This window comes from Caballeronia sp. SBC1 (genome assembly GCF_011493005.1).
Lineage (GTDB): Bacteria > Pseudomonadota > Gammaproteobacteria > Burkholderiales > Burkholderiaceae > Caballeronia.
Window position 1 is genome coordinate 1,148,595 of sequence record NZ_CP049158.1, and the last position, 25,171, is coordinate 1,173,765.

General features: G+C 60.6%; 21 protein-coding genes. 16 read left to right on the forward strand and 5 right to left on the reverse strand.

Annotation, left to right across the window (positions count from 1 at the left end; genetic code table 11):
• Positions 1-188 precede the first annotated feature (188 nt).
• The 3 genes from SBC1_RS31990 to SBC1_RS32000 all read left to right on the forward strand — a co-directional run bounded on the left by SBC1_RS31990 (position 189) and on the right by SBC1_RS32000 (position 2,054).
• Positions 189-1,199, forward strand: a complete 1,011-nt coding sequence (locus tag SBC1_RS31990; RefSeq protein WP_165104334.1) for a LysR family transcriptional regulator — start codon at positions 189-191, stop codon at positions 1,197-1,199.
• A 348-nt stretch (positions 1,200-1,547) separates the two neighbouring features.
• A complete protein-coding gene (locus SBC1_RS31995) occupies positions 1,548-1,901 on the forward strand; it encodes a DUF4148 domain-containing protein (protein ID WP_165104335.1) in 354 nt (117 codons plus the stop codon).
• 15 nt (positions 1,902-1,916) lie between these two features.
• On the forward strand, positions 1,917-2,054 hold the full coding sequence (locus SBC1_RS32000; protein WP_165104336.1) for a hypothetical protein: 138 nt from the start codon (positions 1,917-1,919) through the stop codon (positions 2,052-2,054).
• 127 nt (positions 2,055-2,181) lie between these two features.
• Here SBC1_RS32000 and SBC1_RS32005 read toward each other — a convergent pair whose 3' ends face one another.
• The gene (locus SBC1_RS32005; RefSeq protein ID WP_165104337.1) at positions 2,182-4,743 is read right to left on the reverse strand and encodes an adenosylcobalamin-dependent ribonucleoside-diphosphate reductase; all 2,562 of its coding nucleotides are present in this window, start codon (positions 4,741-4,743) and stop codon (positions 2,182-2,184) included.
• 231 nt (positions 4,744-4,974) lie between these two features.
• On the opposite strand from SBC1_RS32005, the gene SBC1_RS32010 reads away from it, so the two are divergent.
• The 10 genes from SBC1_RS32010 to SBC1_RS32055 are packed head-to-tail and all read left to right on the forward strand — an operon-like array spanning position 4,975 to position 18,379.
• On the forward strand, positions 4,975-6,279 hold the full coding sequence (locus SBC1_RS32010) for a nitrate/nitrite transporter (protein ID WP_165104338.1): 1,305 nt from the start codon (positions 4,975-4,977) through the stop codon (positions 6,277-6,279).
• A gap of 4 nt (positions 6,280-6,283) precedes the next feature.
• A complete protein-coding gene (locus tag SBC1_RS32015; RefSeq protein WP_165104339.1) occupies positions 6,284-7,681 on the forward strand; it encodes a NarK family nitrate/nitrite MFS transporter in 1,398 nt (465 codons plus the stop codon).
• A gap of 28 nt (positions 7,682-7,709) precedes the next feature.
• The gene (locus SBC1_RS32020) at positions 7,710-11,456 is read left to right on the forward strand and encodes a nitrate reductase subunit alpha (protein ID WP_165104340.1); all 3,747 of its coding nucleotides are present in this window, start codon (positions 7,710-7,712) and stop codon (positions 11,454-11,456) included.
• Positions 11,453-13,006 carry a nitrate reductase subunit beta gene (narH, locus tag SBC1_RS32025; protein ID WP_165104341.1) on the forward strand — a complete coding sequence of 518 codons (1,554 nt, stop codon included), beginning with the start codon at positions 11,453-11,455 and terminating at the stop codon, positions 13,004-13,006. The genes SBC1_RS32020 and narH overlap by 4 nt, the downstream gene beginning before the upstream one ends.
• A gap of 17 nt (positions 13,007-13,023) precedes the next feature.
• On the forward strand, positions 13,024-13,680 hold the full coding sequence (gene narJ, locus SBC1_RS32030) for a nitrate reductase molybdenum cofactor assembly chaperone (protein WP_165104921.1): 657 nt from the start codon (positions 13,024-13,026) through the stop codon (positions 13,678-13,680).
• Between the two features lie 18 nt (positions 13,681-13,698).
• Positions 13,699-14,376: a respiratory nitrate reductase subunit gamma gene (gene narI, locus SBC1_RS32035; protein WP_165104342.1), complete on the forward strand. Its 678-nt coding sequence runs from the start codon at positions 13,699-13,701 to the stop codon at positions 14,374-14,376.
• A 20-nt stretch (positions 14,377-14,396) separates the two neighbouring features.
• Positions 14,397-15,146 (forward strand): peptidylprolyl isomerase, encoded by a 750-nt coding sequence (locus SBC1_RS32040; RefSeq protein WP_165104343.1) that lies wholly within the window; start codon positions 14,397-14,399, stop codon positions 15,144-15,146.
• Positions 15,143-15,697: a molybdopterin-guanine dinucleotide biosynthesis protein B gene (gene mobB / locus SBC1_RS32045; RefSeq protein ID WP_165104344.1), complete on the forward strand. Its 555-nt coding sequence runs from the start codon at positions 15,143-15,145 to the stop codon at positions 15,695-15,697. The genes SBC1_RS32040 and mobB overlap by 4 nt, the downstream gene beginning before the upstream one ends.
• Before the next feature lie 37 nt (positions 15,698-15,734).
• Complete coding sequence (locus SBC1_RS32050; protein ID WP_165104345.1) at positions 15,735-17,705, forward strand: type IV pili methyl-accepting chemotaxis transducer N-terminal domain-containing protein; 1,971 nt, start codon at positions 15,735-15,737, stop codon at positions 17,703-17,705.
• On the forward strand, positions 17,702-18,379 hold the full coding sequence (locus SBC1_RS32055) for a response regulator (RefSeq protein ID WP_165104346.1): 678 nt from the start codon (positions 17,702-17,704) through the stop codon (positions 18,377-18,379). Before SBC1_RS32050 ends, SBC1_RS32055 begins: the two co-directional genes overlap by 4 nt.
• Positions 18,380-18,404: 25 nt before the next feature.
• Here SBC1_RS32055 and glgA read toward each other — a convergent pair whose 3' ends face one another.
• The 4 genes from glgA to SBC1_RS40445 all read right to left on the reverse strand — a co-directional run bounded on the left by glgA (position 18,405) and on the right by SBC1_RS40445 (position 21,687).
• A complete protein-coding gene (gene glgA / locus SBC1_RS32060) occupies positions 18,405-19,880 on the reverse strand; it encodes a glycogen synthase GlgA (protein WP_165104347.1) in 1,476 nt (491 codons plus the stop codon).
• A 33-nt stretch (positions 19,881-19,913) separates the two neighbouring features.
• The gene (gene glgC / locus SBC1_RS32065; protein ID WP_165104348.1) at positions 19,914-21,197 is read right to left on the reverse strand and encodes a glucose-1-phosphate adenylyltransferase; all 1,284 of its coding nucleotides are present in this window, start codon (positions 21,195-21,197) and stop codon (positions 19,914-19,916) included.
• Between the two features lie 48 nt (positions 21,198-21,245).
• Positions 21,246-21,455 (reverse strand): hypothetical protein, encoded by a 210-nt coding sequence (locus SBC1_RS32070; protein WP_165104349.1) that lies wholly within the window; start codon positions 21,453-21,455, stop codon positions 21,246-21,248.
• Between the two features lie 106 nt (positions 21,456-21,561).
• Entirely contained in the window at positions 21,562-21,687 is a 126-nt protein-coding gene (locus tag SBC1_RS40445; protein ID WP_256443281.1) for a hypothetical protein, read from the reverse strand.
• Here SBC1_RS40445 and pdxY point away from each other — a divergent pair.
• The 3 genes from pdxY to SBC1_RS32085 all read left to right on the forward strand — a co-directional run bounded on the left by pdxY (position 21,686) and on the right by SBC1_RS32085 (position 25,151).
• Positions 21,686-22,549 carry a pyridoxal kinase PdxY gene (pdxY, locus tag SBC1_RS32075; protein ID WP_165104350.1) on the forward strand — a complete coding sequence of 288 codons (864 nt, stop codon included), beginning with the start codon at positions 21,686-21,688 and terminating at the stop codon, positions 22,547-22,549. The genes SBC1_RS40445 and pdxY overlap by 2 nt on opposite strands.
• A 212-nt stretch (positions 22,550-22,761) precedes the next feature.
• The gene (locus tag SBC1_RS32080) at positions 22,762-23,562 is read left to right on the forward strand and encodes an SDR family oxidoreductase (RefSeq protein ID WP_165104351.1); all 801 of its coding nucleotides are present in this window, start codon (positions 22,762-22,764) and stop codon (positions 23,560-23,562) included.
• A gap of 152 nt (positions 23,563-23,714) precedes the next feature.
• Entirely contained in the window at positions 23,715-25,151 is a 1,437-nt protein-coding gene (locus SBC1_RS32085; RefSeq protein WP_165104352.1) for a dihydrolipoyl dehydrogenase, read from the forward strand.
• Positions 25,152-25,171 lie beyond the last annotated feature (20 nt).

Here is a 25,171-nt window from a genome sequence, read left to right on the forward strand (position 1 = left end):
CAGCGCGTCCGCGCCATCCCACCCGAGTTGCGATGGAACGAATTCTGGGGGCAACGACATTTGAAATAAATGCCTATAATCCGGCAACACAATTCGGTCGCACCGAACAATCGCGATTGAAACTGCCCATTCCTGTCTGAGCGGCATCCTTATTCCGGACGCTGCAAAGCATTGACGGTGAGAGAAAAATGGACCGGCTACAAGCTATGCAGGTGTTTACAAGAGTCGTAGACACCAATAGTTTTTCACGCGCAGCAGACACGCTGGACATGCCGCGCGCCTCGGTAACAACGATCATTCAGAACCTCGAAGCGTTCCTCAACGTGCGTCTCCTGCAACGCACGACACGACGCCTGAACCTGACGCCCGACGGCGCCGCGTACTACGAGCGCTGCGTGCGGATTCTCGCGGACATTGAGGAGACCGAGAGTTCCTTCGCCAATACGGGCAAGGGTCCGCGCGGTAAATTGCGGATCGATATGCCGGGGTCGATCGGGCGCATGATCGTCATGCCCCAGCTTTGTGAATTTCATACGCGTTATCCGGACATCGAGTTGATGATCGGTTTCGGCGACAAACCGGTCGACCTGATTCAGGAAGGCGTCGATTGCGTTATTCGCGTGGGAACGCTGCAGGATTCCAGCCTTGTCGCACGGCGGATCGGCGTGTTTCAGGGCCTGACCGCAGCAAGTCCGGAATATCTTGAGCTTCATGGCGTGCCGCATGCCATCGAGGACTTGCAGCAGCACACGGCCGTGAATTATTTCTCCAGCCGCACCGGCCGCGTGATGGATATGGATTTTGTCGTCGATGGCAAATCCGTCGACGTGAAAATGCGCGGGAAGATTGCCGTAAATGACGCCGAGGCTTATATCGCGTGCGGCGTCAAAGGAGTCGGAATCGTCCAGATACCGCGCTTCATGGCGCTTCCGCATTTGCGCTCCGGTGAACTGGTCGAGGTTTTGCCGCAGTGGAAACCGTTGCCCATGCCTATTTCGGTGGTTTATCCGCACAACCGGCATTTGTCGCCCAAGGTGCGGGTTTTTGTCGACTGGGCGGCTGAGTTATTTGAACGGTGTCCTCTGCTTTCCGGACAGGAAGACGCCGAGCAACGCTGTCTGCCGACGGCCACGCCAGCGAAATCGATCGTCAAACACGGGACGCCGGATGTTGCCGGCACCGCTGAGGTAGTAGTTTAGTTTTGCTTGAGGCTCTGGTCTCTCTTAAGCCCCTTAAGCCCCTTAAGCCCTTTCCGACCCTCTCGCGGGTAAGGGCTTAAGTCCCTTGCGCTAATACTGGTTTCGTCGCAAAAGCCCTTTCTATAAGGGCCTTTGCGATTATTCGCCTGGTGCGATTAATCTTTTCGCTTAACAGTCATTTATCCGCGGCGCCTGCTTGACTACATTTTGTCCTGTCGCAGCGCGGCTCGTTGATTCGTCGATGTCATTCCCTTTCATTGGTTAGACCAACGCGCGCTGCCCCGCTATCAGTCCGATTGCATTGACTCCGTTCGATGCTTACCGGATGAACCGACAGGAGCCGTACGCATGAAAACCGCTATCGCAACACTCTCGCTTTCCGCTATCTCAGCCATTGTTTCCACCACCGCATTCGCTGACGGCGGCATTGGTCACGCAGGCACATATCAAACCGCGATGACCAGCCAAAGCACGATGACTCGCGCGCAAGTCCGCGCGGAGCTGGCCGCCTCCTATGCAAACGGCACGCTGCCCGCGCTGAACCGCAACACGTACCCTGAGCGCAGCATGGCGGGGATTGCCATTGCCGAGCAGCACGAACAACGTGCACGCGACGCGGCAGCGGCAGAACAACGCAACCGTTCGGTCGTGGAATTCGCGAACGGATCGGTGACACAAAGCGGCAACGCCAACGTCCAGTAAATCAAGGAGTCCATCATGAATGAATCAGTAATCCTTGAAGACTTCTCCGCGCTGGACGACTGGCTTCCCGAAGCACCGCAATGGCAACCGTACCGGCCGGAAGCAATGCGCGAACGTCAGGCGTCGGAGCGGGCAGATTCTGCGGCAGGTTGAACGATTCAGCGCTCGGACAGCGCGGACTATCAAGTCCGCGCCAGAGGCAATCAACAGGTTGAATGTGAGCGTGCGGAAGACCAGCTGAGTGCCTGATCGCAGGTGAAAGCGATCAGGTACGCATGCGTCAACCGCACGCGCCCACTTCGCCGCACGCCGTACAGAAGTCGCAACCGTCCCTGCGAATCATTGCGTTGGCACCGCAAGTCGGGCACTTGCGGCCGGGAATGGGCAGTAGCGCATGCGGGTTGGCCGCATCGGCGTTGTCCTCCACAACCGCAGTGATGTCGTCATCGCCGGAATCGAAATCAGATGATGCCGATACAAGCCCCGCCTGAGCGCTCTCATGCCGGCGCTGCGCAAGCAGCCGCGACGGCACTTGACCGCCCTCGATATCGAGGAAACCTCGCCGATGCAGGATCTGCTGGATCGCATAGGCCAGCGCCGCAACTTCCGAATCGTGCCAGCGCGGTGACTTGTGGCCACCCGGACGCTCGACGTCGCCTAGCCGCACCTGTCCCCGATCCCACGATACCTTGCGCATATCCTGCAGATTGCGCGCGACAAAACCACCTCGCGCCGCCAGTGACAACGACCGCATGGTCGCCGTGATCCACTGCTGCGATTCGTCGCGCTGCCCTGTTGGTATGAAGAACTCGATGGGCCGCTCGATAGTGACATCTTCACCGCCGAGCCGCCCGGTGATCTCCATGAACGACACCGCTACATACAGCGACTTCTTGCCGGCCTGCGTGAGGTACTCGACTTTCTCGATGATCGCCGGCAACTCGCCGCGCGGACGATGATCGATAGCAATGCGCAACGGGTCCAATTGAACCTCGGCGTCCGCCGCATCCGATGGATCGGACGCAACGATCACGGGTGTTTCGGGCGTCACCGATAGCACCGCGCCCAGCGTGTCGTTCGGCCGGTAGGTGGCCAGCCCCTTAAGGCCCCGGCGCCAGGCGTCGAAGTAGAGATCCTTGAACGCATCGAACGGATAATCGGCCGGTACGTTAACCGTCTTCGAGATCGATGTATCGACGAAAGGCTGCACCGCCGCCATCATTTCGAGGTGATCGTTCGCGGACATATCGAGTGCGCTCACGAAGTACTCCGGCAACGCCTTCACGTCGCCGCCCAGTTCGCGATACAAGCGGTACGCATGATCTTCCACCGCGAACGATTGCCGGCTGCCGTCCGCCATGCGCTTGGTGCGCTGATAAGTCCACGAGAACGCCGGCTCAATGCCGTTCGACGCATTGTCAGCGAACGCCAGGCTCACGGTGCCGGTTGGCGCAATGGAAAGCAGGTGACTGTTGCGAATGCCGTCGCGATGAATCTCCGCCTTGATGTCATCCGGCAGACGCGACGCAAAAGTGCCTGTTTCAAGGTACTTTTCTGCATCGAACAGCGGGAACGGACCTCGCTCGCGAGCCAGCTCCACCGAAGCGCGATACGCCTCGTCGCGCATGGTCCGCGCCACGCGTGTCGCGAAGTCGCGGCCTTCCTGCGAGTTGTAGCGCACGCCGAGCATGACAAGCGCGTCGCCGAGCCCGGTAAAACCCACGCCTATGCGCCGCTTCGCCTGCGCTTCCTGGTCTTGCTCGGGTAGCGGCCAGAGAGTTACGTCGAGCACATCGTCGAGAAAACGAACCTGCGTGCGGGTGCTTTTCGCCAAGCCATCCCAGTCGAATACAGGTGTGCCGCCATGACGCTGCGCGAACGGTTCACGCACGAAACGTGTCAGGTTCAACGGCCCGAGGTTGCAGCACCCGTAGGCGGGCAACGGCTGCTCGCCGCAGGGGTTGGTCGCGCGAATGGTCTCCACCGCACGCAGGTTGTTGTCGTCGTTCATGCGCGATACGAACACCACCCCCGGCTCCGCGACGTCATAGGTCGAGCGCATGATTGTGTCCCACACTTCCCGCGCCTGCACTTCACGATAAACCCACAGACCATCGTCACGCTGCCGGGCATCGGCCGATGCCTTGAATGAGGGTGACGGTTCGGCGCGATGCACGAGTTGCCACGGGATATCGTCAGCAACGGCTTGCATGAACTCGTCCGTCACCGCGACCGATACGTTGAAGTTATTCCAGCGCCCCTTCACATGCTTTGCCGCAATAAATTCAAGCAGGTCAGGATGCGAGCAATCCAGAATGCCCATCTGCGCGCCGCGTCGCGACCCGGCGCTTTCAACGGTCCTGCATGACGCGTCGAATACATCCATGTAACTACACGGCCCAGACGCCGAGGACCCCGTGGAATGCACGCGTGCACCCTTCGGACGAATCGCGGAAAAGTTGTAACCCACGCCGCCGCCGCGCCGCATGGTTTCGGCTGCCTGCAGCAACGCGACGTAGATGCCCGGCAAACCGTTCTCGTCCACGCCCTGGATGGCGTCGCCCACCGGCTGCACGAAGCAGTTGATGAGCGTTGCCTGGATACCCGTGCCGGCCGCGCTCATGATCCGGCCTGCGCCCAGTGCACCACGCTGGAAATTCTCGAAGAATTCGGTCTCGACCTGGCTGCGGCGCGCCTCGGGTTCGGCGAGCGCCACGCCTCGCGCGACCCGCCGGTAAATATCGTCAATGCGCGTTTCGTCACCCTTCGCATACTTTTCCAGCATGACATCGATGGAAAACTGCTGCGGTGAAACGGTGATCTTCAAGTCGTCTTCAGCCATGTTGGTCCTCGTAACCAAGCTATTCAAGCGGATTGCTGCATTGCATCGCAGTGGCGGGAACGCTTCCTGCCGGACGCGCCGCCCCCAAGTTTTACACCTTTCGGAGTAGTCCCGCCGGAGGAGCGACATGGAGTCGCGCCCTCCTAACGGCGAATGGGCGGCACAGCGCGTAGTCCCTAATCTTGCAGTCGATTCCCCACTAAACGCAAACTCAATCGACAGGCAAGCACCATGACTGCCGCACGCAAATCACAAGCCAGCCAAGCCGTCCACGACGCCTCGACCGCCGACCCGCGCGCCTGGCGCGTGCTGTGGTCGAGCACCTTCGCTTTCACCATCTGCTTCGCGATCTGGATGATGTTCGCGATTCTAGGTATTCCGCTCAAGACCCAACTGGGTCTCTCCGATACCGAATTTGGCCTGATTGCAGCCACCCCGGTTCTGTCGGGCTCGCTTGCCCGTGTCCCGCTCGGCATTTGCACTGACCGCTTCGGTGGACGCATCGTCTTTTTCCTGACGATGCTCGCTACGGTCATCCCGATCTGGATGATCACCTACGCCACGCAGCTCTGGCAATTCATCGCGCTCGGACTGCTCGTCGGCCTCGCTGGCGCCAGCTTTTCGGTGGGTACGCCGTATGTGGCACGCTGGTTCCCGAAGGAGCGCCAGGGCCTCGCGATGGGCATCTTCGGGGCCGGCAATTCGGGGGCTGCGCTCACCAAATTCGTCGCACCCGTGTTGATCGTGACAGCCGGCACCTGGATGATCGTGCCGAAGGTCTACGCCATCGCGATGCTCGTTACTGCCATTCTCTTCTGGATGACGTCGGCGACGAATCCCGCCCATCGTATTGCCAATCCGCCGAGCTTCGCCAGCCAGTTGAGCGTGATGAAAGACCGCCGGGCATGGCGCTATTCGCAGTACTACTCCGTCGTGTTTGGCGGTTATGTAGGACTGGCGTTGTGGCTGCCGCATTACTACGTCAATCACTATGGATTCCATATTGAACAAGCCGCTTTGCTGGCTGCGTGCTTCTCGCTGCCGGGCGGTGTCCTGCGTGCCGTTGGCGGATGGTTGTCCGATCGCTTCGGCGCGAAGAAAACAACGTGGGTCGTGATGTGGACCGTACTTACGTGCTTCTTCTTTTTAAGCTATCCCGACACCGGTTTCATTGTTCAGTCGAGCTACGGTCCGATCGGCTTCAACATCGCCCTCTCGTCCACCGTGTTCACGGTCTTGATGTTCACCGTAGGGATTGCAATGGCGATCGGTAAGGCGTCCGTATTCAAGTTCGTCTCCGATGAATATACCGGCAACATCGGCGCGGTATCCGGCGTGGTTGGCCTTGCCGGCGGCCTTGCCGGGTTCGCATTGCCCATCCTGTTCGGATTGCTCGCCGATGTGACGGGTGTGAGCAGTACTTGTTTCATGCTGCTTTTCGGCGCCACCGCCGTCAGCCTCATCTGGATGACCTTCTCTTTCCGCTCGCATGGCAATGCTGCCCTGCCGGGTGCCCCTGCCCAATCCAACCTATAAGAACATGTCCGACTATCTCCTCAAAAAATGGGAACCGGAAGATCCGGCTTTCTGGAAAACAAGTGGCTCAAGCATTGCCAACCGCAACCTGTGGATCTCGATTCCAGCGCTGATGCTCGCCTTCGCGGTGTGGTCGTTATGGAGCGTTGTTGTCGTCAACCTGGATAAAGGCGGCTTCCACTTCACGAAGAACCAGTTGTTCTGGTTGACCGCATTGCCCGCACTGTCGGGCGCCACGCTGCGCATCTTCTATTCGTTTCTCGTGCCGATCTTCGGTGGACGGCGCTTCACCGCATTCTCCACGGCCACGCTGCTGATTCCGGCTATCGGCATGGGCTTCGCATTGCGCGATCCATCAACGGGCTATTCCACGTTGCTCGTGCTCGCCTTGTTGTGCGGTTTCGGCGGCGCGAACTTCAGTTCATCGATGGCCAATATCAGCTTCTTCTTTCCCAAGGCGCAGAAAGGACTTGCCACAGGATTGAACGCCGGCATTGGCAACCTGGGTGTGTCGCTCGTGCAGTTCGTGACGCCTATCGTTATCGCCACGGCCGCGTTCGCTTCGTTTGCGGGCGATGGCCAGACGTTCACCGCGAATGGCGTTGAACGCGGTATCTGGCTGCAGAACGCGGGCTTCATCTGGGTGCCGTTTATTGTGGCCGCGTCGGTGGCCGCGTGGTTTGGCATGAACGATATTGCCGACGCCAAGGCCTCGTTCGCCGAGCAAGCCGTGATCTTCAAGCGCAAGCACAACTGGCTGATGTGCTGGCTTTATATTGGCACGTTCGGTTCGTTCATCGGCTTCTCCGCAGGTTTCGCACTGCTGACCAAGAGCCAGTTTCCTTCGATCAACCCCACCGCCTACGCCTTCCTCGGCCCGCTCGCAGGCGCGCTGACCCGTCCGATCGGCGGCTGGATCTCCGATCATCTCGGCGGCGCACGCGTCACGCTCTGGACCTTCCTCGGCATGATTGCAGCCGTGCTCGGCGTGATCTCGTTCATGCCCGCTGCTGGCGTGTCGGGCAGCTACGCCGGCAACTTCGGCGGCTTCCTCGCGATGTTCATCGTGCTGTTCATGCTGACGGGGATCGGCAATGGTTCGACCTTCCGCATGATTCCGGTGATCTTCATGACCGAGCATCAGCGCCTCGCCAAGGGTCTCGATGCTGCGGCCCAACGTCAGGCTCTGCATAACGCCGGCAAGGAATCCGCAGCCGTGCTCGGGTTCTCCGCTGCTATTGGCGCGTATGGCGGCTTCTTCATCCCGAAGACCTTCGGCACCGCACTCGACATGACGGGCTCCGCCATCCCCGCGCTGTACGTATTCATCGCCTTCTACGTGACGTGCGTCGCCATCACGTGGTTCTGCTACGCACGCCGCAACGCGAGCATGCCTTGCTGATCCGCCCTATTCGACACAGGACAAAACAATGAGTCATTTTCTGGATCGTCTGAAGTTCGTCAAGCGCACTCAGTCAACGTTTTCGAACGGCCACGGTGCGGTTGTCAATGAAGACCGCAAATGGGAAGACGGTTATAGAAACCGTTGGCAACACGACAAGATCGTGCGTTCCACGCATGGCGTGAACTGCACGGGTTCGTGTTCGTGGAAGGTGTACGTGAAGAACGGGCTGATCGTCTGGGAGACGCAGCAGACCGACTACCCGCGTACGCGCGCTGATTTGCCTAACCATGAACCGCGCGGCTGTCCGCGTGGCGCGTCGTATAGCTGGTACGTGTATTCCGCACAGCGCGTGAAGTACCCGATGATTCGTGGCCGCCTGATGGAGATGTGGCGTGAAGCGCGTAAGAGCCTCGATCCGGTCGCGGCATGGGCATCGATCAGTCAAGACCCCGTCAAGGCCAAACGCTACAAAAGCGTACGTGGTCTCGGCGGTTTCGTGCGCGCCGACTGGAACACGGCTAACGAAATGATCGCGGCCGCCAACGCGTTCACCATCGGCAAGTTCGGACCGGATCGCGTGATCGGCTTCTCGCCGATTCCCGCGATGTCGATGGTTTCGTATGCGGCCGGCTCGCGTTATCTAAGCTTGATCGGAGGCGTGTGCCTCTCGTTTTATGACTGGTACTGCGATCTGCCGCCCGCCTCGCCGCAAGTCTGGGGCGAGCAAACCGACGTGCCGGAATCCGCCGACTGGTACAACTCCACTTATTTGATGGTCTGGGGATCAAACATTCCTCAAACCCGCACGCCCGATGCCCACTTCTATACGGAAGTGCGCTACAAGGGCACGAAGACCGTCGCGGTATCGTCGGATTTCGGCGAGATGGTCAAGTTCGGTGACATCTGGCTGGCACCGAAGCAAGGTACCGACGCCGCGCTCGCGATGGCGATGGGCCACGTCGTGCTGAAGGAATTCCACGCGGCGAACGCGTCGAACAAGTCCGCATATTTCCGCGACTACATCAAGCAATACACCGACATGCCCATGCTCGTGCTCCTGCGCGACAACGACGGCATGCTCGTTCCCGACCACTTCCTGCGCGCCTCGCATCTCGCCGATAACCTCGACGAAGCCAACAACGCGCAGTGGAAGACGCTCGTGATCGATGCCGAAAGCGGCGAGATTGTTGCGCCCAACGGCACCGTCGGGTTCCGCTGGAATGAAGCCGCGCACAACGACGGCCAGAAGGTCGGCCGCTGGAATCTCGAAATGAAGGACGGCGGCAGCGGACGAGCGATCGACCCGCGCGTCTCGTTGATCGATGCAGGCGCGCACGATGAAGTCGTCGCTGTCGGCTTCCCCTACTTCGGCAGCGAACACAACGCGTTGCTTGAACGTCATGTCCCCGCACGACGCGTCACGCTCGCGGACGGCACACACGCGTTCGTCGCAACCGTGTTCGATTTGCAGATGGCGAACTACGGCGTGGACCAGGGACTCGGCGGCCCCAATGTAGCCACCAGTTACGACGATGACGTTCCCTACACGCCCGCATGGCAAGAAAAGCACACCACGGTCCCGCGCAATCTGGTGATTCAGGTGGCGCGCGAATTCGCGACCAACGCCCATCAGACGCAGGGCAAGAGCATGGTGATCGTGGGCGCTGCGCTCAATCACTGGTACCACAACGACATGATTTACCGCGGCATCATCAATTTGCTGATGATGTGCGGTTGCGTGGGGAAAAGCGGCGGCGGCTGGGCGCATTACGTGGGTCAGGAAAAGCTCCGGCCGCAATTCGGCTGGGCGCCGCTTGCATTCGCGCTCGACTGGTCAAAGCCGCCGCGCCAGATGAACGGCACGTCATTCTTCTACAACCACACGAGCCAGTGGCGTCACGAAAAGGTCGCGCTCGGCGAAGTCCTCGCGCCCACCGCCAACAAGAGGAACTATTCGAACCTCGCCATGCTCGACCTGAACGCGAAGTCCGAACGCATGGGCTGGCTTCCGAGCGCCCCGCAACTCGGCGCGAATCCGCTCGATCTCACCGACGACGCGGCGCGCGCCGGCATGAAACCTGTGGACTATGTGGTGGACCGGTTGAAGTCGGGCGCGTTGCAATTCTCCTGCGATGACCCGGATAACCCCGTCAACTTCCCGCGCAATATGTTCGTGTGGCGTTCGAATATTCTGGGTAGTTCAGGCAAGGGCCACGAGTACTTCCTGAAGTACTTGCTCGGCACGCAGAACGCCCTCTTCTCCGACGAAAACGACGCCATCATGCCTGGTCAGGTTCATGTGCGCGAAGCGGCGGAAGGCAAGCTCGACTTGCTGACCGTGCTCGACTTCCGCATGAGCACGACCTGCCTTTATGGCGATATCGTGCTGCCGACGGCGACGTGGTATGAGAAGGACGACTTGAATACGTCGGACATGCATCCGTTCATTCACCCGTTGTCGGAAGCGGTGCAACCGTTGTGGGAAAGCAAGAGCGACTGGGAAATCTACAAGGGCATTGCGGAGAAGTTCGCGGAGATCGGCGGCGCGCACCTTGGCACGCGCACCGACCTCGTCTGCACGCCGCTCATGCACGACACCCCCGGCGAACTTGGCCAGCCGTTTGAACCAAAGGACTGGCGCGCGGGCGAATGCGAATTGATCCCCGGCAAAACAGCACCGTCCATGACGGTGGTCGAGCGCAACTACAAGGATGTGTATCGCAAGTTCACGTCGGTGGGTCCCCTGCTCGATACGCAAGGCAATGGCGGCAAAGGCATCAACTGGAACAGCGCGCACGAAGTGGGCGAACTCGCGAACATCACGCACACAGTCACCGAACCGGGCATCAGTCATGGACGGCCGCGCCTCGACAGCGCTATCGACGCCGCTGAAATGATTCTCACGTTTGCACCCGAGACCAACGGCCACGTCGCAGTCAAGGCATGGGAAGCGTTGTCGAAGATCACGGGACGCGAACACGCGCACCTCGCCGCGGGCCGCGAGCACGACAAGATCCGTTTCCGCGATGTCCAGGCGCAGCCGCGCAAGATCATCTCCGCGCCTACATGGTCCGGGCTCGAGTCCGAAGAAGTCAGCTACAACGCGGGCTACACGAACGTGCATGAACTGATCCCATGGCGCACGCTGACAGGTCGCCAGCAGTTCTATCAGGACCATCGCTGGATGCTGGATTTCGGCGAGGGCTCGTGCGTATATCGCCCGGCTATCGATACGAAAACGGTGACCGCGATGCTCGGCGCGAAGCCGAATGGCGAGCACGAACTCGTGCTCAACTGGATCACGCCGCACCAGAAATGGGGCATTCACTCCACGTACACCGACAACCTGCGCATGCTGACGCTCTCGCGTGGCGGACCTCATGTCTGGGTCTCGGAAGCGGAGGCGAAGGAAGCCGGACTCGTCGATAACGACTGGGTGGAAGTGTTCAACGTGAACGGCACGCTGACTGCCCGCGTGGTGGTGAGCCAGCGCGTGCCGCGCGGCATGTGCCTGATGTATCACGCGCAGGAAAAAATCGTCAACGTGCCGGGCGCGGAAACGAGCGGCATGCGCGGCGGTATCCATAACTCGGTCACGCGCACGGTGCTCAAGCCGACGCACATGATTGGCGGTTATGCGCAGCAAGCCTATGGCTTCAACTACTACGGCACCGTGGGATCGAATCGCGACGAGTATGTGATCGTGCGCAAGATGAAAAAAGTAGTGTGGCTCGAAGGCCCGCTCAATGAAAGCGAAGGAGCAGCAGCATGAAAATCCGTGCGCAAGTCGCAATGGTGTTGAACCTGGACAAATGCATCGGTTGCCATACGTGCTCCGTGACGTGCAAGAACGTGTGGACCTCGCGCGACGGCGTGGAGTACGCGTGGTTCAACAACGTTGAGACTAAACCGGGTATTGGATATCCGAAGGAATGGCAGAACCAGAAGAAATGGCGAGGCGGCTGGACCCGCGACGCCAGTGGCAAGCTTCATCCTCGTCAGGGCGGCAAGCTGAAGGTTCTCGCGAACCTGTTTGCGAACCCGAACCTGCCGGCCATCGACGACTACTACGAGCCTTTCACGTTCGATTACGAGCATTTGCAGAAGGCGCGCCTGTCCGAGACGCCGCCGACCGCCAGGCCGGTGTCCGTCATCACGGGCAAGAAGATGGAGAAGATCGAATGGGGTCCTAACTGGGAGGATGACCTCGGCGGCGAGTTCTCGTCGCGCGGCCGCGATGCCCTGTTCGAGAACGTGCAGAAAGAGATGTACTCGACCTTCGAGAACACCTTCATGATGTATCTGCCGCGCCTGTGCGAGCACTGCCTGAACCCGGCATGCGTGGCGTCGTGCCCGTCGGGCTCGGTGTACAAGCGTGAGGACGACGGCATCGTGCTCGTCGACCAGGACAAGTGCCGCGGCTGGCGCATGTGCATCTCGGGTTGCCCGTACAAGAAGATCTACTTCAACTGGAAGAGCGGCAAGGCAGAGAAGTGCATCTTCTGTTATCCGCGTCTTGAAGCCGGTCAGCCGACCGTTTGTTCGGAAACGTGCGTCGGGCGTATTCGCTATCTTGGCGTGCTGTTGTACGACACGGACAAGATTGGCGACGCTGCGTCGGTCGAACATGAAAAGGACCTGTACCAGTCGCAATTGGACGTGTTCCTCGATCCGCACGATCCCGCTGTGCAGGCCGAAGCACTGGCGCAGGGTATTTCACAAAACTGGCTCGACGCTGCAATCAAGTCGCCCGTCTACAAGATGGCGGTGGAGTGGAAAGTGGCGTTCCCGTTGCATCCGGAGTACCGGACTTTGCCGATGGTGTGGTACATCCCGCCACTTTCTCCGATTCAATCCGCCGCTGACGCGGGCCATATTGGCATGGACGGCATTATTCCGGACGTGAAGAGCCTGCGCATTCCGGTGAAGTATCTGGCGAACCTGCTGACCGCCGGCGATGAAGCGCCGGTCACGTCCGCGCTGGAACGCATGCTCGCCATGCGTGCGTTCAAACGCGCCGAGGTCGTGCACGGCCGCGCGGAACCCGAGTTGCTCGACGGCCTGAACATCACGCCCGCGCAAGTGGAAGACATGTACCAGACGATGGCCATCGCCAACTATGAGGACCGGTTCGTGGTGCCGTCGTCGCATAAGGAGCAGGTCGAAGACAGCTTTAACGACAAAGGCAGTTGCGGATTCACCTTCGGCAATGGCTGCTCGGGCGGGGTATCGGAGGGATCGTTGTTCGGCAAGAAACCGCAAGGCAGCGTGGTGTTCGCCGACATGCCGAAGTCACGCAAGAAAACGGAGGCGGCATCGTGAGCGAAACATTAAAACCTTTGTCCATCTACACGCTGCTGGCGACTTTACTAGACTATCCGGAGTCCGAACTTCTTGACGCAATGACGGAGATTGGCCAGGAACTTGAGGCCTTCCCCGAGGCCGTACGAGGCGCGCTGCAACCGTTGCTCGCCCTGCTCAGCGAGCATCCGTTGATCGAGTTGCAGGAGAACTACGTCGCAACATTCGACCGCAATCCTGCGCACTCGCTGCATCTGTTCGAACACGTTCACGGCGAAAGCCGCGATCGTGGGCAGGCGATGGTCGATCTGATGGATGAATATCGCCGGCTGGGTCTTGAGATGGCGACCAATGAATTACCCGACCATGTACCGCTGTTTCTTGAGGTTCTGGGTAATGTCGATCCCGCGGAAGCGCGCGCGCTGCTTGACGAAGCCATCCATGTCCTGGCGGCGCTGGGCGATCGTCTTGCACGCGACGAAAGTCCGTATGCGGGCGTATTCACCGTGTTGCGATCAATGACGGATGTCGTGCCGGTCGCCGCCGAGGTGCCTCCGATCCGCGACATGGACGAAGCGCTCGAACGTTTCGGCCCCGGCGCCGACGGCGTCGAACCGCTGCTCGCGCCATCCATGCCCACGCCGCTCGCCCAGCCGATGCACTTCCATCCGCGACCGCCTGCTACGGCCAACTGAGTTCCAGGGACTACGTTCATGCTCAATCAATTTTTGTTCGGCATTTATCCGTATATCGCGGCGGCCGTTTTCCTGTTCGGCAGCTTCGCGCGCTTCGAGCGCGAACAATACACATGGAAAGCCGACAGTTCGCAGCTGCTTCATCGCGGCAATCTGCGGCTCGGCAGCATCCTGTTCCACGTCGGTATTCTCGGGCTTTTCTTCGGGCATCTTGCCGGCCTGCTCACGCCGGTGGCTGTTTGGGACTGGCTCGGAATCGAACACGGCACGAAACAAGCCGTCGCTATGATCGCGGGTGGCGTGATGGGTTCCCTGTGTCTCGTCGGTCTCGTCATCCTGATTCACCGGCGCATCAGCAACGCGCGGATCTCCGCCGTGACCCGCACCGGCGACAAGGTGCTGCTGTTGTGGATTCTCGTTACTCTACTGCTCGGCTTGTCGACAATCCGCGAATCAGCGGATCACATGGACGGCCACATGATGGTCCAGCTCATGACCTGGGCGCAGCACGTGGTCACCTTCCGCGGCGACGCAGCACAGTATGTGGCGGCCGCACCGTTTGTGTTCCGGATGCATCTGTTCATGGGCATGTCGCTGTTCGTCATCTTCCCTTTCACCCGGCTGGTGCACGTCTGGAGCGGCTTCGCTTCCGTCACGTACCTGAGCCGCGCATGGCAGCTCGTGCGGCCGCGCTAACCTGTTCATAGGAGAACATCATGGCGATCATCGTCAACGGCGTGGAGCTTGCCGACGCAGACCTGGAGCGCGAAATGCCTGCTCATGCAGACGCGCCTGATGCGCAGCAAGCGGCGCTGACCGCTGCAGTGCTGCGCCGCGTCTTGCTCGATGAAGCGGCTCAGTTGCACATCGTCGCCCCCGCTCAGGGCGACGAGGCGATGATCGAAGCGTTGCTCGATCATCAGCTCGCTGAGGCGGCGGCGCCCACCCATGAGGAGTGCGAGCGCCACTACCTCGCTGACCAGGAGCGCTGGCGAGTGAACGAGAGGGCACGGGTGAGCCATATCCTGTTCCAGGTGACGGAAAAAGTGGATCTGGTGGCGCTGCGTCAACGCGCTCAACAGACACTCGATGAACTGCTGCACGCCGACGACCTCGAACTTCGCTTCGTTCACTTGGCGCGTACCTTGTCGAATTGCCCATCGGGGGTCGATGGCGGCGCGCTAGGCGAGATAGGCCGCGGCGACACGGTGGAGGCATTCGAACGCGCGGTGTTTGCCGCGCCCGCTGGTACCCTCTGCCCTGTGCTGGTGGAAACGGAGTTCGGCTTCCATATCATCCGGGTTCACGAGAAATCGCCGGGCTCGGTTCTGCCCTTCGAGCAGGTCGAGCTGCGTATTCGCGTTGTCATGTCGCAGGCGCTGCGCGATCTTGCCGAGCGCCGTTATGTGATGGAAGCGGTGGGACGCGCTAATATCCAAGGATGGAAAGACGGGGTAGCGACATGACAGAAGCAGCGGAGAAGCTGCGCATCTTTGGTATTTGCGGGCGTTCGGGACAGGGCAAGACGACATTGATCGAGGCGCTCCTGCCCTGGTTCAGCGCGCGCGGCCTGGTGGTGAACGTGGTGAAGCACAGTCATCATTCAATCGAGCTCGAGCCGCCGGGCAAGGACAGCGCACGTTACCGCGCGGCCGGCGCGGGCGAGGTGCTGATTGCCTCGCCGTACAGATACGCCATCGTGCGCGAACTGCACGATGCACCAGAACCGCCGCTGGCGGATCTGGTCGCACGGCTCGCCCCCTCCGACCTGACACTGGTTGAAGGCTTCACGCGCGAAGTCCTGCCGCGCCTCGAGGTCGTTCGTCCCGAGGCGGGCCGGGACCCGCTGTATCTGACCGATACGGCAATTCTCGCGATCGCCACCAATGACGCCCCGCGTCTTCATGACGCACCCGCGATCCCGCTTCTGCCTCTGGCGGACGTTGACGGCATTGGTGAGTTCATATGTAAAACAGTCGGACTCTCCCTATTGGACGCCAACACGCCGGATAATTAGCGCCCTTTGCATTCCGGTCGCGCAAGCACGCAGTTCCATGTCCGATCATCCGCAGCATCCGGCCTCCCCCCCGGTCTCTCCAGCGGCCTTGCTCGCCACGCCGTTCCGTTACCGCTTATCCACGCGCATTGTCACGTTGTCCGGCGTTGCGCTGGCGTTAGTCCTTTCCATGATCGCGGGCACGCTCTGGCTCTCGTGGCAACTCGAAGGCGCTGGCGCGGCGATCAACGACGCCGGCAGCCTGCGCATGCGGGCGGGCAACGTCGCCATTCAACTCAACGAAGCACGGGCCGGCCGCCAGGCCAACGTGAATTCGCAACGCACCCTGCTCGATTCCACGCTGGCTAATCTGAAAAGCGGTGACCCCGCGCGGCCCTTGTTCCTTCCTGACACGCCCGCGATCCACGCTCAGCTGGACGCGGTCTCGGAGGCCTGGCATGGCTCGTTGAAGCAGGCAATCACGCACGACTCGTCAAGCTCCATCGATACCCCCTCGCTGTATCTCGCCCGGCTGCCCGCGTTCGTTGCCGAAGCCGATGTGCTGGTCCGCATGATCGAACGCGAAAACGCGCGCAAGACCGCGTGGCTGCGACGCTGGCAAATGGCCCTTGCGGCACTCGCGTGCGTGGGCACGATCGCAATCGTGTACCTGCTCTACGCGTGGTTCGTGACGCCCGTACGGCGTCTGGAGCGTGGGCTGTCCCGTATCGAGCAGCGCGAATTCAGCGCACGTTTGCCGGTCGAATCACGCGACGAATTCGGTCATCTTGCGCATGGGTTCAACCGGATGGCGAGCGAACTTCAGAGTTTGTACCGGGACCTCGCGTTGCGCGTGACCAACAAAACCGCACAACTTGCCACACGCAACGGCGAGCTGGTCGCGCTTTACGAAATGACCTCATTCCTGCATGGCGCGCATGACGTTGAAGTTCTCTGCCGCGGGTTCCTTGCTCGTGTCATGCGCCAGTTCAATGCCGACGCAGGCACCGTCCGAGTCTTGGCTCAAGAGGGGGACAACCTGCACGTAGTCGTGTCGGAAGGTTTGCCCGGACCACTTCTGAGCGCCGAGCGGTGCATGCCGGCCGGCACCTGCGCGTGCGGCGCAGCGGCCACCGGCGGGCTCGCGGTCGTGCGCGATCTACGCATGCGGCAAGCGGTTGACAGCGGTCCCGCGACCCAATGCGGCAAGGCAGGTTTCGATGCGGTCGCGGCCTTTGGTATCGTCTCGCATGACCTTACGCTGGGTTCGTTCTCGCTGCACTTTCGCGGCGACCGCCCGGTGCTGCCATCGGAAACGCGCCTGCTCGAAACGCTCGGCAAACATCTGGGCACGGCTTTGCAGAACCATCGTCTTGCCACGGCCGCGCGTCAGCTTGCAGTGGCGCAGGAACGTCATCTGGTCGCGCAGGGACTGCATGACAGCATTGCGCAGAGCCTGAATTTCCTGAAGCTGCAACTGCATTTACTCGATGACGCCGCAAGCCGCGACGACATGAACGAAGTGCGCGAGATCGCGCCGTTGTTGCGCGGAGGTCTTGAGGAAAGCTACGAGGACGTACGTGAACTGCTCGTCAATTTCCGCACCAAATTCGCGACAGGCAACCTTCGCGACGCGGTGGACGAAACGGTAATGCGCTTCGAACGGCAAACGGACACGCAGGTCAGGCTCGACTACGACGAAGCCGGCGGACTGCCCTTGCCGCCCGATCAGCAGCTACAGGTGCTGTTCATTCTTCAGGAAGCGTTGTCAAACATTCGCAAACATGCGTTGGCTACGCAGGTCTATATTACGCTCAAGAATGCCCGTGATTTCGAACTGACGATCCAAGATAACGGCGACGGTTATGATCCCGCCAATATCGCCAGTCGCGGCGAGGCCCACGTCGGCTTTCACATCATGCGTGAACGCGCAGCCCGGCTCGGTGCGCAATTAGAGCTGAACAGCGAACCTGGAAAGGGCGCACGCGTCCACCTTCTGCTGCCCGTCAGCGAACGGCAGGCAGCATGACCATCCGTATTCTTTTAATCGACGACCACACGCTGTTTCGCTCCGGCGTGCGCGCGTTATTGCAGCGTCAGCCCGACTTCGAAGTCGTGGACGACGCCGCCGATGGTATCGAAGGGTTCAAGCGCGCGAAGCAGCATCGCCCGGACGTGGTCCTGCTCGATTTGAACATGCCGGGGTTATCGGGTATCGAAACGTTGCAGTTGCTCCAGCAGGATTTGCCGGACACCGCGGTCATCATGCTGACCGTGTCGGAAGATGTGGATGAACTGACCCGCGCGCTGCGTGAAGGTGCGTGCGGCTATCTGTTGAAAAACATGGAAGCCGATGCACTCGCCGCCATGATCCGCCGCGCGGCCGAGGGCGAATCCGTGATCGCGGAGAGCATGACTCAGCGGCTGATCGCACAAATGAGAACGCCGGCGCGAGCAGAAGACACGGAGCCGCCCCCGTCGCTCGAACCACGCAGCTCGCCTGCATCGCCTGTGTTAACGCCAAGAGAACGCGATATTGTGCGGGTCCTGGCGCGCGGTGCGAGCAACAAGGATATCGCGCGTGAACTCGACCTGGCCGAAAGCACCGTGAAGATCCACGTGCGCAATGTGCTTCGCAAGCTCAATCTGTCGAGCCGCGTGCAGATCGCGATCCACCCGCTCGCACGCGACCTGGCCGAGTGACCGCGACCACCACTACAAACAATGACTAACGCGCACGCGTCCCGATCAGCTCGCGATACACCTCGACGTATCGCAGCGCGGACGCTTCCCAGCCGAAGTCCTGCTCCATCGCGCGACGCACGACGGCTTTCCATTCCGGCCGCCGCTGCTTCAATGCAAACGCGCGTCGGATAGCGGCAACAATCGAATGCCGGTCGAATTTCTCAAACACAAAACCCGTAGCCAGGTCGTCAGCGAGATTCTCCAGCGACGCATCCACCACGGTGTCGGCAAGACCGCCCACGCAGTGAACAAGCGGTAGTGAACCGTATGCCAACGCGTACAACTGCGTCAGGCCGCACGGCTCGAAGCGTGACGGGACCATGACGATATCGCTGCCCGCGATAATCGAATGGGAGAGCGTCTCGTCGAATCCAAGCTCCACGGCAACCGCATGCGGATGCGCCAGCGCGGCTTTCTTGAGGCCGTTTTCAAGCGCCGGGTCCCCAGTACCCAGCACGACGAGTTGCCCGCCGCGCTGGACAATCTCGGGAATGACCGAGAGCAAGAGATCAATCCCCTTCTGCTCGGTCAGCCGGCTCACCACACCGAACAACAAGGCATCCGGCTCGCGCGCGAGGCCTACCCGTTCCTGCAATGCGGCTTTGCACTTCGCTTTGCCGGTGAACTTTGCGATTGAGTATTGCGTGTCAATGGAGGCATCCGTCGCCGGATTCCACACGGTCTTATCGACGCCGTTGAGAATGCCGCTAATGTCGTGCGTGCGGGTGCGCAGCAAACCGTCGAGCCCGGCGCCCTGCGCATGGGTTTGAATCTCGCGTGCGTAGGTGGGGCTCACGGTCGTGATGCGGTCCGCGTAGAACAGCCCGGCTTTGAGAAAAGACAGATGACCGTAAAACTCGATGCCGTCGACGGAGAAAAAATCCGCCGGCAGCTGCAGCACACCGAATCCCGCGGCGGGAAATACGCCTTGATAGGCGAGGTTATGGACCGTCATGACCGACGGCACGCGTGCCACGCCCGTCTCGCGCTCGCGTGCCCTCAAATACGCCGGCGCGAGGCCGGCGTGCCAGTCATGCGCGTGCAGGACGTCGGGCTTCCAGGCGGGATCGGCACCAGTCGCGAGCCGCGCCGCCGCCCAGCCGAGCAGCGCAAAACGCCGGTCGCTGTCGGCATACTGCGTATGCGAGCTGTCCAGATACGGATTGCCCGGCCGGTCGAAGAACGCGTCCGCGCGCACCACGTAGACCACGATTCCGTGCGGTTCGAGCAATCCGCGCTCGAGCCGCACGTTATCGATGCCAAACGCCCAACCAAGCTCGGCCACCGTCTCGATCTGCGTCAGGCCCGCCACCACGGAAGGAAACGCCGGCAGGATCACGCGGGCATTCGTGCCCAGTTGCGTCTGGGCCGGCGGCAACGCGCCCACGACATCGGCGAGGCCGCCGGTTTTCAAAAGCGGATACATCTCCGCTGCAACATGCAGCACGCATACGGTCATCGGTTCCCCATTGGCTTGTTCCGGTCGCCCGAATTATGACTGCTTCGCTTGTCCGAGACGTGTCAGTGCCTCCTGTGTCACGAGCACCACGCCATTTTCGGTCCGGAAAAACCGCTCGGCGTCGTAATCGGGATCTTCGCCTATGACCAGCCCCTCCGGCAGCGTGCAACCCCGGTCGATCACGACGCGCTTCAGGCGGCAACTCGGTCCGACCGTGACCTGCGGCAACAGCACGGCCTCGTTGATATGACAGAACGAATGCACCCGCACCGCCGATGAAAACACCGACCGCGCGACCTGCGAACCTGAGATCACGCAGCCGCCGCACACGAGCAGATTGTTGATCGCGCCCTGCTGCCCGTGCAGGTCGCGCACGAACTTGCCTGGCGGCAACTGCTCCTGGTTAGTCCAGATGGGCCATTTGCGATCGTATAGGTCGAGCGCGGGAATGGTCGACGCCAGGTCCAGATTGGCCGACCAGTACGCATCCACGGTGCCGACGTCGCGCCAGTACGGCGGCGCGTTCGGATCGGTTTCGGAGGTCACGCACGACATGCCGAAGGGGTGCGCGATCGCCTTGCCGCTCGTTACCACGCGCGGCAGGATGTCCTTGCCGAAGTCGTGATCCGTATCGGACGTCAGGATGTTCTCTTCGAGCAATTGATACAAATACTTCGCGCTGAACACGTAAATGCCCATGCTCGCGAGGGCAACGTCGGGCTTGCCCGGCATCGCGGGGGGATCCTCCGGTTTTTCCAGGAAATCCGTTATGCGGCGCTGCGCGTCGACGTGCATCACACCGAACGCGGTCGCTTCCATACGCGGCACTTCAATACAGCCGACCGTGCAATCCGCGCCGCTCTCGACGTGATCGAGAATCATGCGCGTGTAGTCCTGCTTGTAGATGTGATCGCCCGCCAGCACGATGATGTACTCAGGTCCGATCGACCGGATGATGTCGAGATTCTGGAAGACCGCATCCGCCGTCCCCCTGTACCAGCTTGAATCAACGCGTTGCTGGGCCGGCCAGATATCGATGAACTCGTTGAACTCCCCACGCAGGAAACCCCAGCCGCGCTGCAGATGGCGCAAGAGCGAATGTGCCTTGTATTGCGTGACGACCGCGATGCGCCGGATGCCGGAATTCAGGCAATTCGACAGTGCGAAGTCCACAATCCGGTATTTACCGCCAAAATGCACGGCTGGTTTGACGCGTTTATTCGTGAGCGGTCCGAGTCGGGTACCTCGGCCGCCTGCTAGGACGATAGCCAGCGTGTTCTTCTGCAGATCCGTACGATTTCCTGTCAGCGTCTCCATACCGACCTCCTGTTTTGCGGCCTGTCTCTGGCCAGTTTGTAGCTTGTTTCAGCTGTTTTCCGGTGCTTGCTGGCGAATGTCTCGAATTGGATTGGGGTGGTTTTCTCCAGAGGATTTGAACGGCCATTCATTGAGCGGTTGGAATGATTTTGCTGCAAAGGTGAATAGTTCGCACCTGCTTTTCGGAAATTGATGCGCGAGATCATCAAAATCGCTTTGCAATCCGATGGAAATCTTCCGTAGCGTGATTCTGTTCATGGGCGGTGCACAAAAAACAGAATGGTTTAGCAATCCTCATGCCAAGGGGAATGCCAAGCGAATGTGAAGCGAATTTCTCCTGCGGCAAGTCACCTGCGACAACGTTTTACGCGGTGAGTTCTTCCGGCCAGGGCAAAAACCACGGCACAATGATGTCCGGCATGCCGAAGCTGCATGCGGTTTTCGTGCGCGGCCTCTGGCCGCTGTCCTGCACCTCGCTAAAAACCATCATGCAAAACGTCCTCAGTATCCAGTCACATGTGGTCTTCGGCCACGCAGGCAATAGCGCGGCAGTCTTCCCAATGCGCCGCATGGGCGTCAACGTCTGGCCGCTCAACACCGTGCAGTTCTCGAATCACACGCAATACGGCCGCTGGACCGGCGGTGTTGTCGACGCTGACGAACTGACGCGCGTGATCGAGGGAATTGGCGCTATCGGGGTCCTGTCGCGCTGCAATGCGATCCTGTCAGGCTATCTCGGCTCGCCCGAGCAAGGCGCCGCGGTCGTGGAAATTGTCAGGATGGTGAAAGCCGTCAACCCGAGAGCGCGCTATTTCTGCGACCCCGTCATGGGCGCCACCAGCGGCTGCATCGTGGAACCCGGCATCCAGGAGTTCCTGGTGAATACCATGCCGGAAGTCTCCGATGCCATGACACCCAATCACATTGAATTGCAGAAGCTGACGGGGCGCACCATCGAGACGGTGGATGAAGCGGTCACCGCGTGCCGCGAGGTGATCGCCCGCGGCCCGAAGGTGGTGCTCGTCAAACACCTGATCGACAGGAACAGCCGCGCCGATACCTTCAACATGCTCGCCGTGACCGAGACCGAAGCGTGGTTCGCGCAACGGCCGCTCTACCCGTTCGCGCGCCAACCGGTCGGCGTAGGCGACCTGACCAGCGCGGTATTTCTCGCGCGCACGCTACTGGGCGACTCGGTGCGTGACGCGCTGGAACACACCCTCGCCGCAGTGAACGCCGTGGTCAGGAACACGTTCCAGGCCGGGCGCTACGAGCTTGAACTCGTTGCCTCGCAGGACGAAATTGCCTATCCCACGGAACGTTTCCCCGCCCTTGGGGTGGATTCCGAGTAGGACTGCTGGCCGGGTTGCTGCCTCGAATTGCTGACCCGAATTGCGACCCGAGCTGCAGCCCCTCTCGCGGGCTGGACCGGCACTTGCTCTTCCCATCACGTCTGCGGCCCAGGCCGGCCGCAAGCAGGTGCATCGCGAGCAGGCGCACCGCAGTGATCAAGCGGGGCACACGGCGCGCGTTGCATCCCCTTCGCATCTCATCCGGGAACGTTATGAACCCAGTCCTCGAAGGTCAGGTCGCACTCGTCACCGGCGGCAGTTCGGGCATAGGCTACGGCGTGGCGCAAGCGCTCGCAAATGCCGGCGCGAGCGTCGCCATCAACTACCACTCCCATGGCGAAGCCGCTGAAGCGCTCGCGGCATCGATAGAAAAAACCGGTGGCCATGCCATCGCGGTCCAGGCGGACGTTTCGGACGAAGCCGATATCGACGCCATGTTCGACACGCTGATCAAGCGCTTCGGCACGGTGGACATCGTGGTCGCGAATTCCGGCTTGCAGAAGGACGCAAAGTTCGTCGACATGACGCTCGCCGACTGGAACGCCGTGATGAACGTGAACCTCACGGGCCAGTTCCTCACCGCTCAACGCGCCGTGCGTGAATTCCTCCGGCGCGGCCCGCGTCCGGTGTCCAGGTCGCTCGGCAAGATCATCTGCATGAGCTCGGTGCATGAAGTCATTCCTTGGGCGGGACATGTCAACTACGCGTCGTCGAAGGGCGGCATCCAGATGATGATGAAATCGCTCGCCCAGGAAGTCGCGCCGCATAGGATCCGCGTGAATTCCATCGCACCGGGCGCCATCCGCACGCCGATCAACAAGGGTGCATGGGACAGCCCCGAGGCGTTGAAGACGCTGCTCGAACTCGTGCCCTACGGCCGGATTGGCGAGAGCGAGGACATCGGCCGGGCGGCGGTCTGGCTGGCTTCGGACGATAGCGACTACGTGGTTGGCACAACCCTGTTCGTGGACGGTGGCATGACCTTGTATCCGGGCTTTGCGGACAATGGCTAGCCCCCCCCCGCGAAGCTAGCCCCAGCTCGCAGCACGGTGTTGTCCCTCTGGCGCTGATCAGCACCGCGTTCCAGTTTGACGGGAGCCTGGAGGGAGCACATCCGCAGCGGTCGTGAAAACAAGCTTGAGTACATCCAACCCAAAGGTTATCGATGAAGCAGATCAAGGTGGACGTCGCCGTCATTGGCGCAGGGACGGCCGGTATGGCCGCGTATCGTGCGGCACGGCAGGCGGGCAAGCAAGTCGTGCTGATAGAGGGTGCCGAGTTCGGCACGACTTGCGCGCGAGTGGGCTGCATGCCGTCGAAGCTGTTACTCGCGGCGGCCAATGGCCTGCACGACGCGAAGGCGCAGGCGCCGCGGGGAATTGAAGGCACGCATGCGCTTGAAGCAAACGGTGAGCATGTGTTCGCCTATGTCCGCAGCGAGCGCGATCATTTCGTCAAGGGCGTGCTAAAGGAAACGGATTCGTTTCCTCAGGAGACTGTGATCCGCGGCATTGTCCGTTTCGAGTCGCGTAACGTTCTTCTTATCGATGACTTCGCACGCGTGGAAGCCACGAGCGTAGTGATCGCGACGGGTTCGGCATCCATCATTCCAGATGACTTCAAGCTATTCGGCGACCGTCTTATCACGAGCGACGATGTCTTTGAACTGAAGACCTTGCCCAACCGATGCGCGATATTCGGCGCCGGCCCTATCGCCCTCGAACTCGGCCAGGCATTCGCGCGACTCGGTGTGGACGTGTTCATGTTCAGCCAGAAGAACCACGTTGGCGCGTTGACGGATGCCCCTGTGCGCGACGCACTGATTAAAGCCTTGCAGCAGGAGTTTTACCTGGACCCTGACGCGACCGTCCTCGAAAAATCGATGCAGGATGGCGAGCCCACTATCCGCTTTAAAGCGCTGGATGGAACCGAGCGCACAGAGCGCTTCGACCTGGTGCTCGTTGCTACCGGTAGAAAACCGGCACTGGCGTCACTGCAACTTGAAAATACCGGCATCGAACTCAACGACAAGGGCGTTCCCCTCTTCAACGAGCAGTCGATGCAATGTGGCGACAGTAGCATCTTCATGGCGGGCGATTGCGACGGCACGCGGCCTTTTCTCTCCGATGCCGCCGACGAAGGCAAGCTCGCCGGCGACAATGCCGCACGTTTCCCCGATGTGCAATCTGTCAAACGCAAGGTGCCGTTCTCAATCGTGTTCTGCGAGCCGCAAGTCGCCAGCATAGGTGCGTCCTACGACGACCTGGACAAGCAGATGACAGTGACCGGAAGCGTGTCGTTCGAAACGCAAGGACGTAGTCGCGTGCTACGGCAAAACCGGGGTTTGCTGCATGTTTATGCCCACGCTACGACCGGCAAGTTACTTGGAGCGCAGGGATGCGGACCGGCTTTGGAACATCTAGGTCATTTGATTGCATGGGCGTTGCAACTGGAACTGTCCGTGGAAGACATGTTGAAGCTGCCGTTCTATCACCCGGTGATCGAGGAAGGTTTGCGCACGGCGCTCAAAGAAGCGAACAAGAAATGTTTTGAAGCACGCGCGCAGACAGCGCCTGAATTACCCATCGCGGCAGGTTGTTGACTGGTGCCTGAAACACTGGC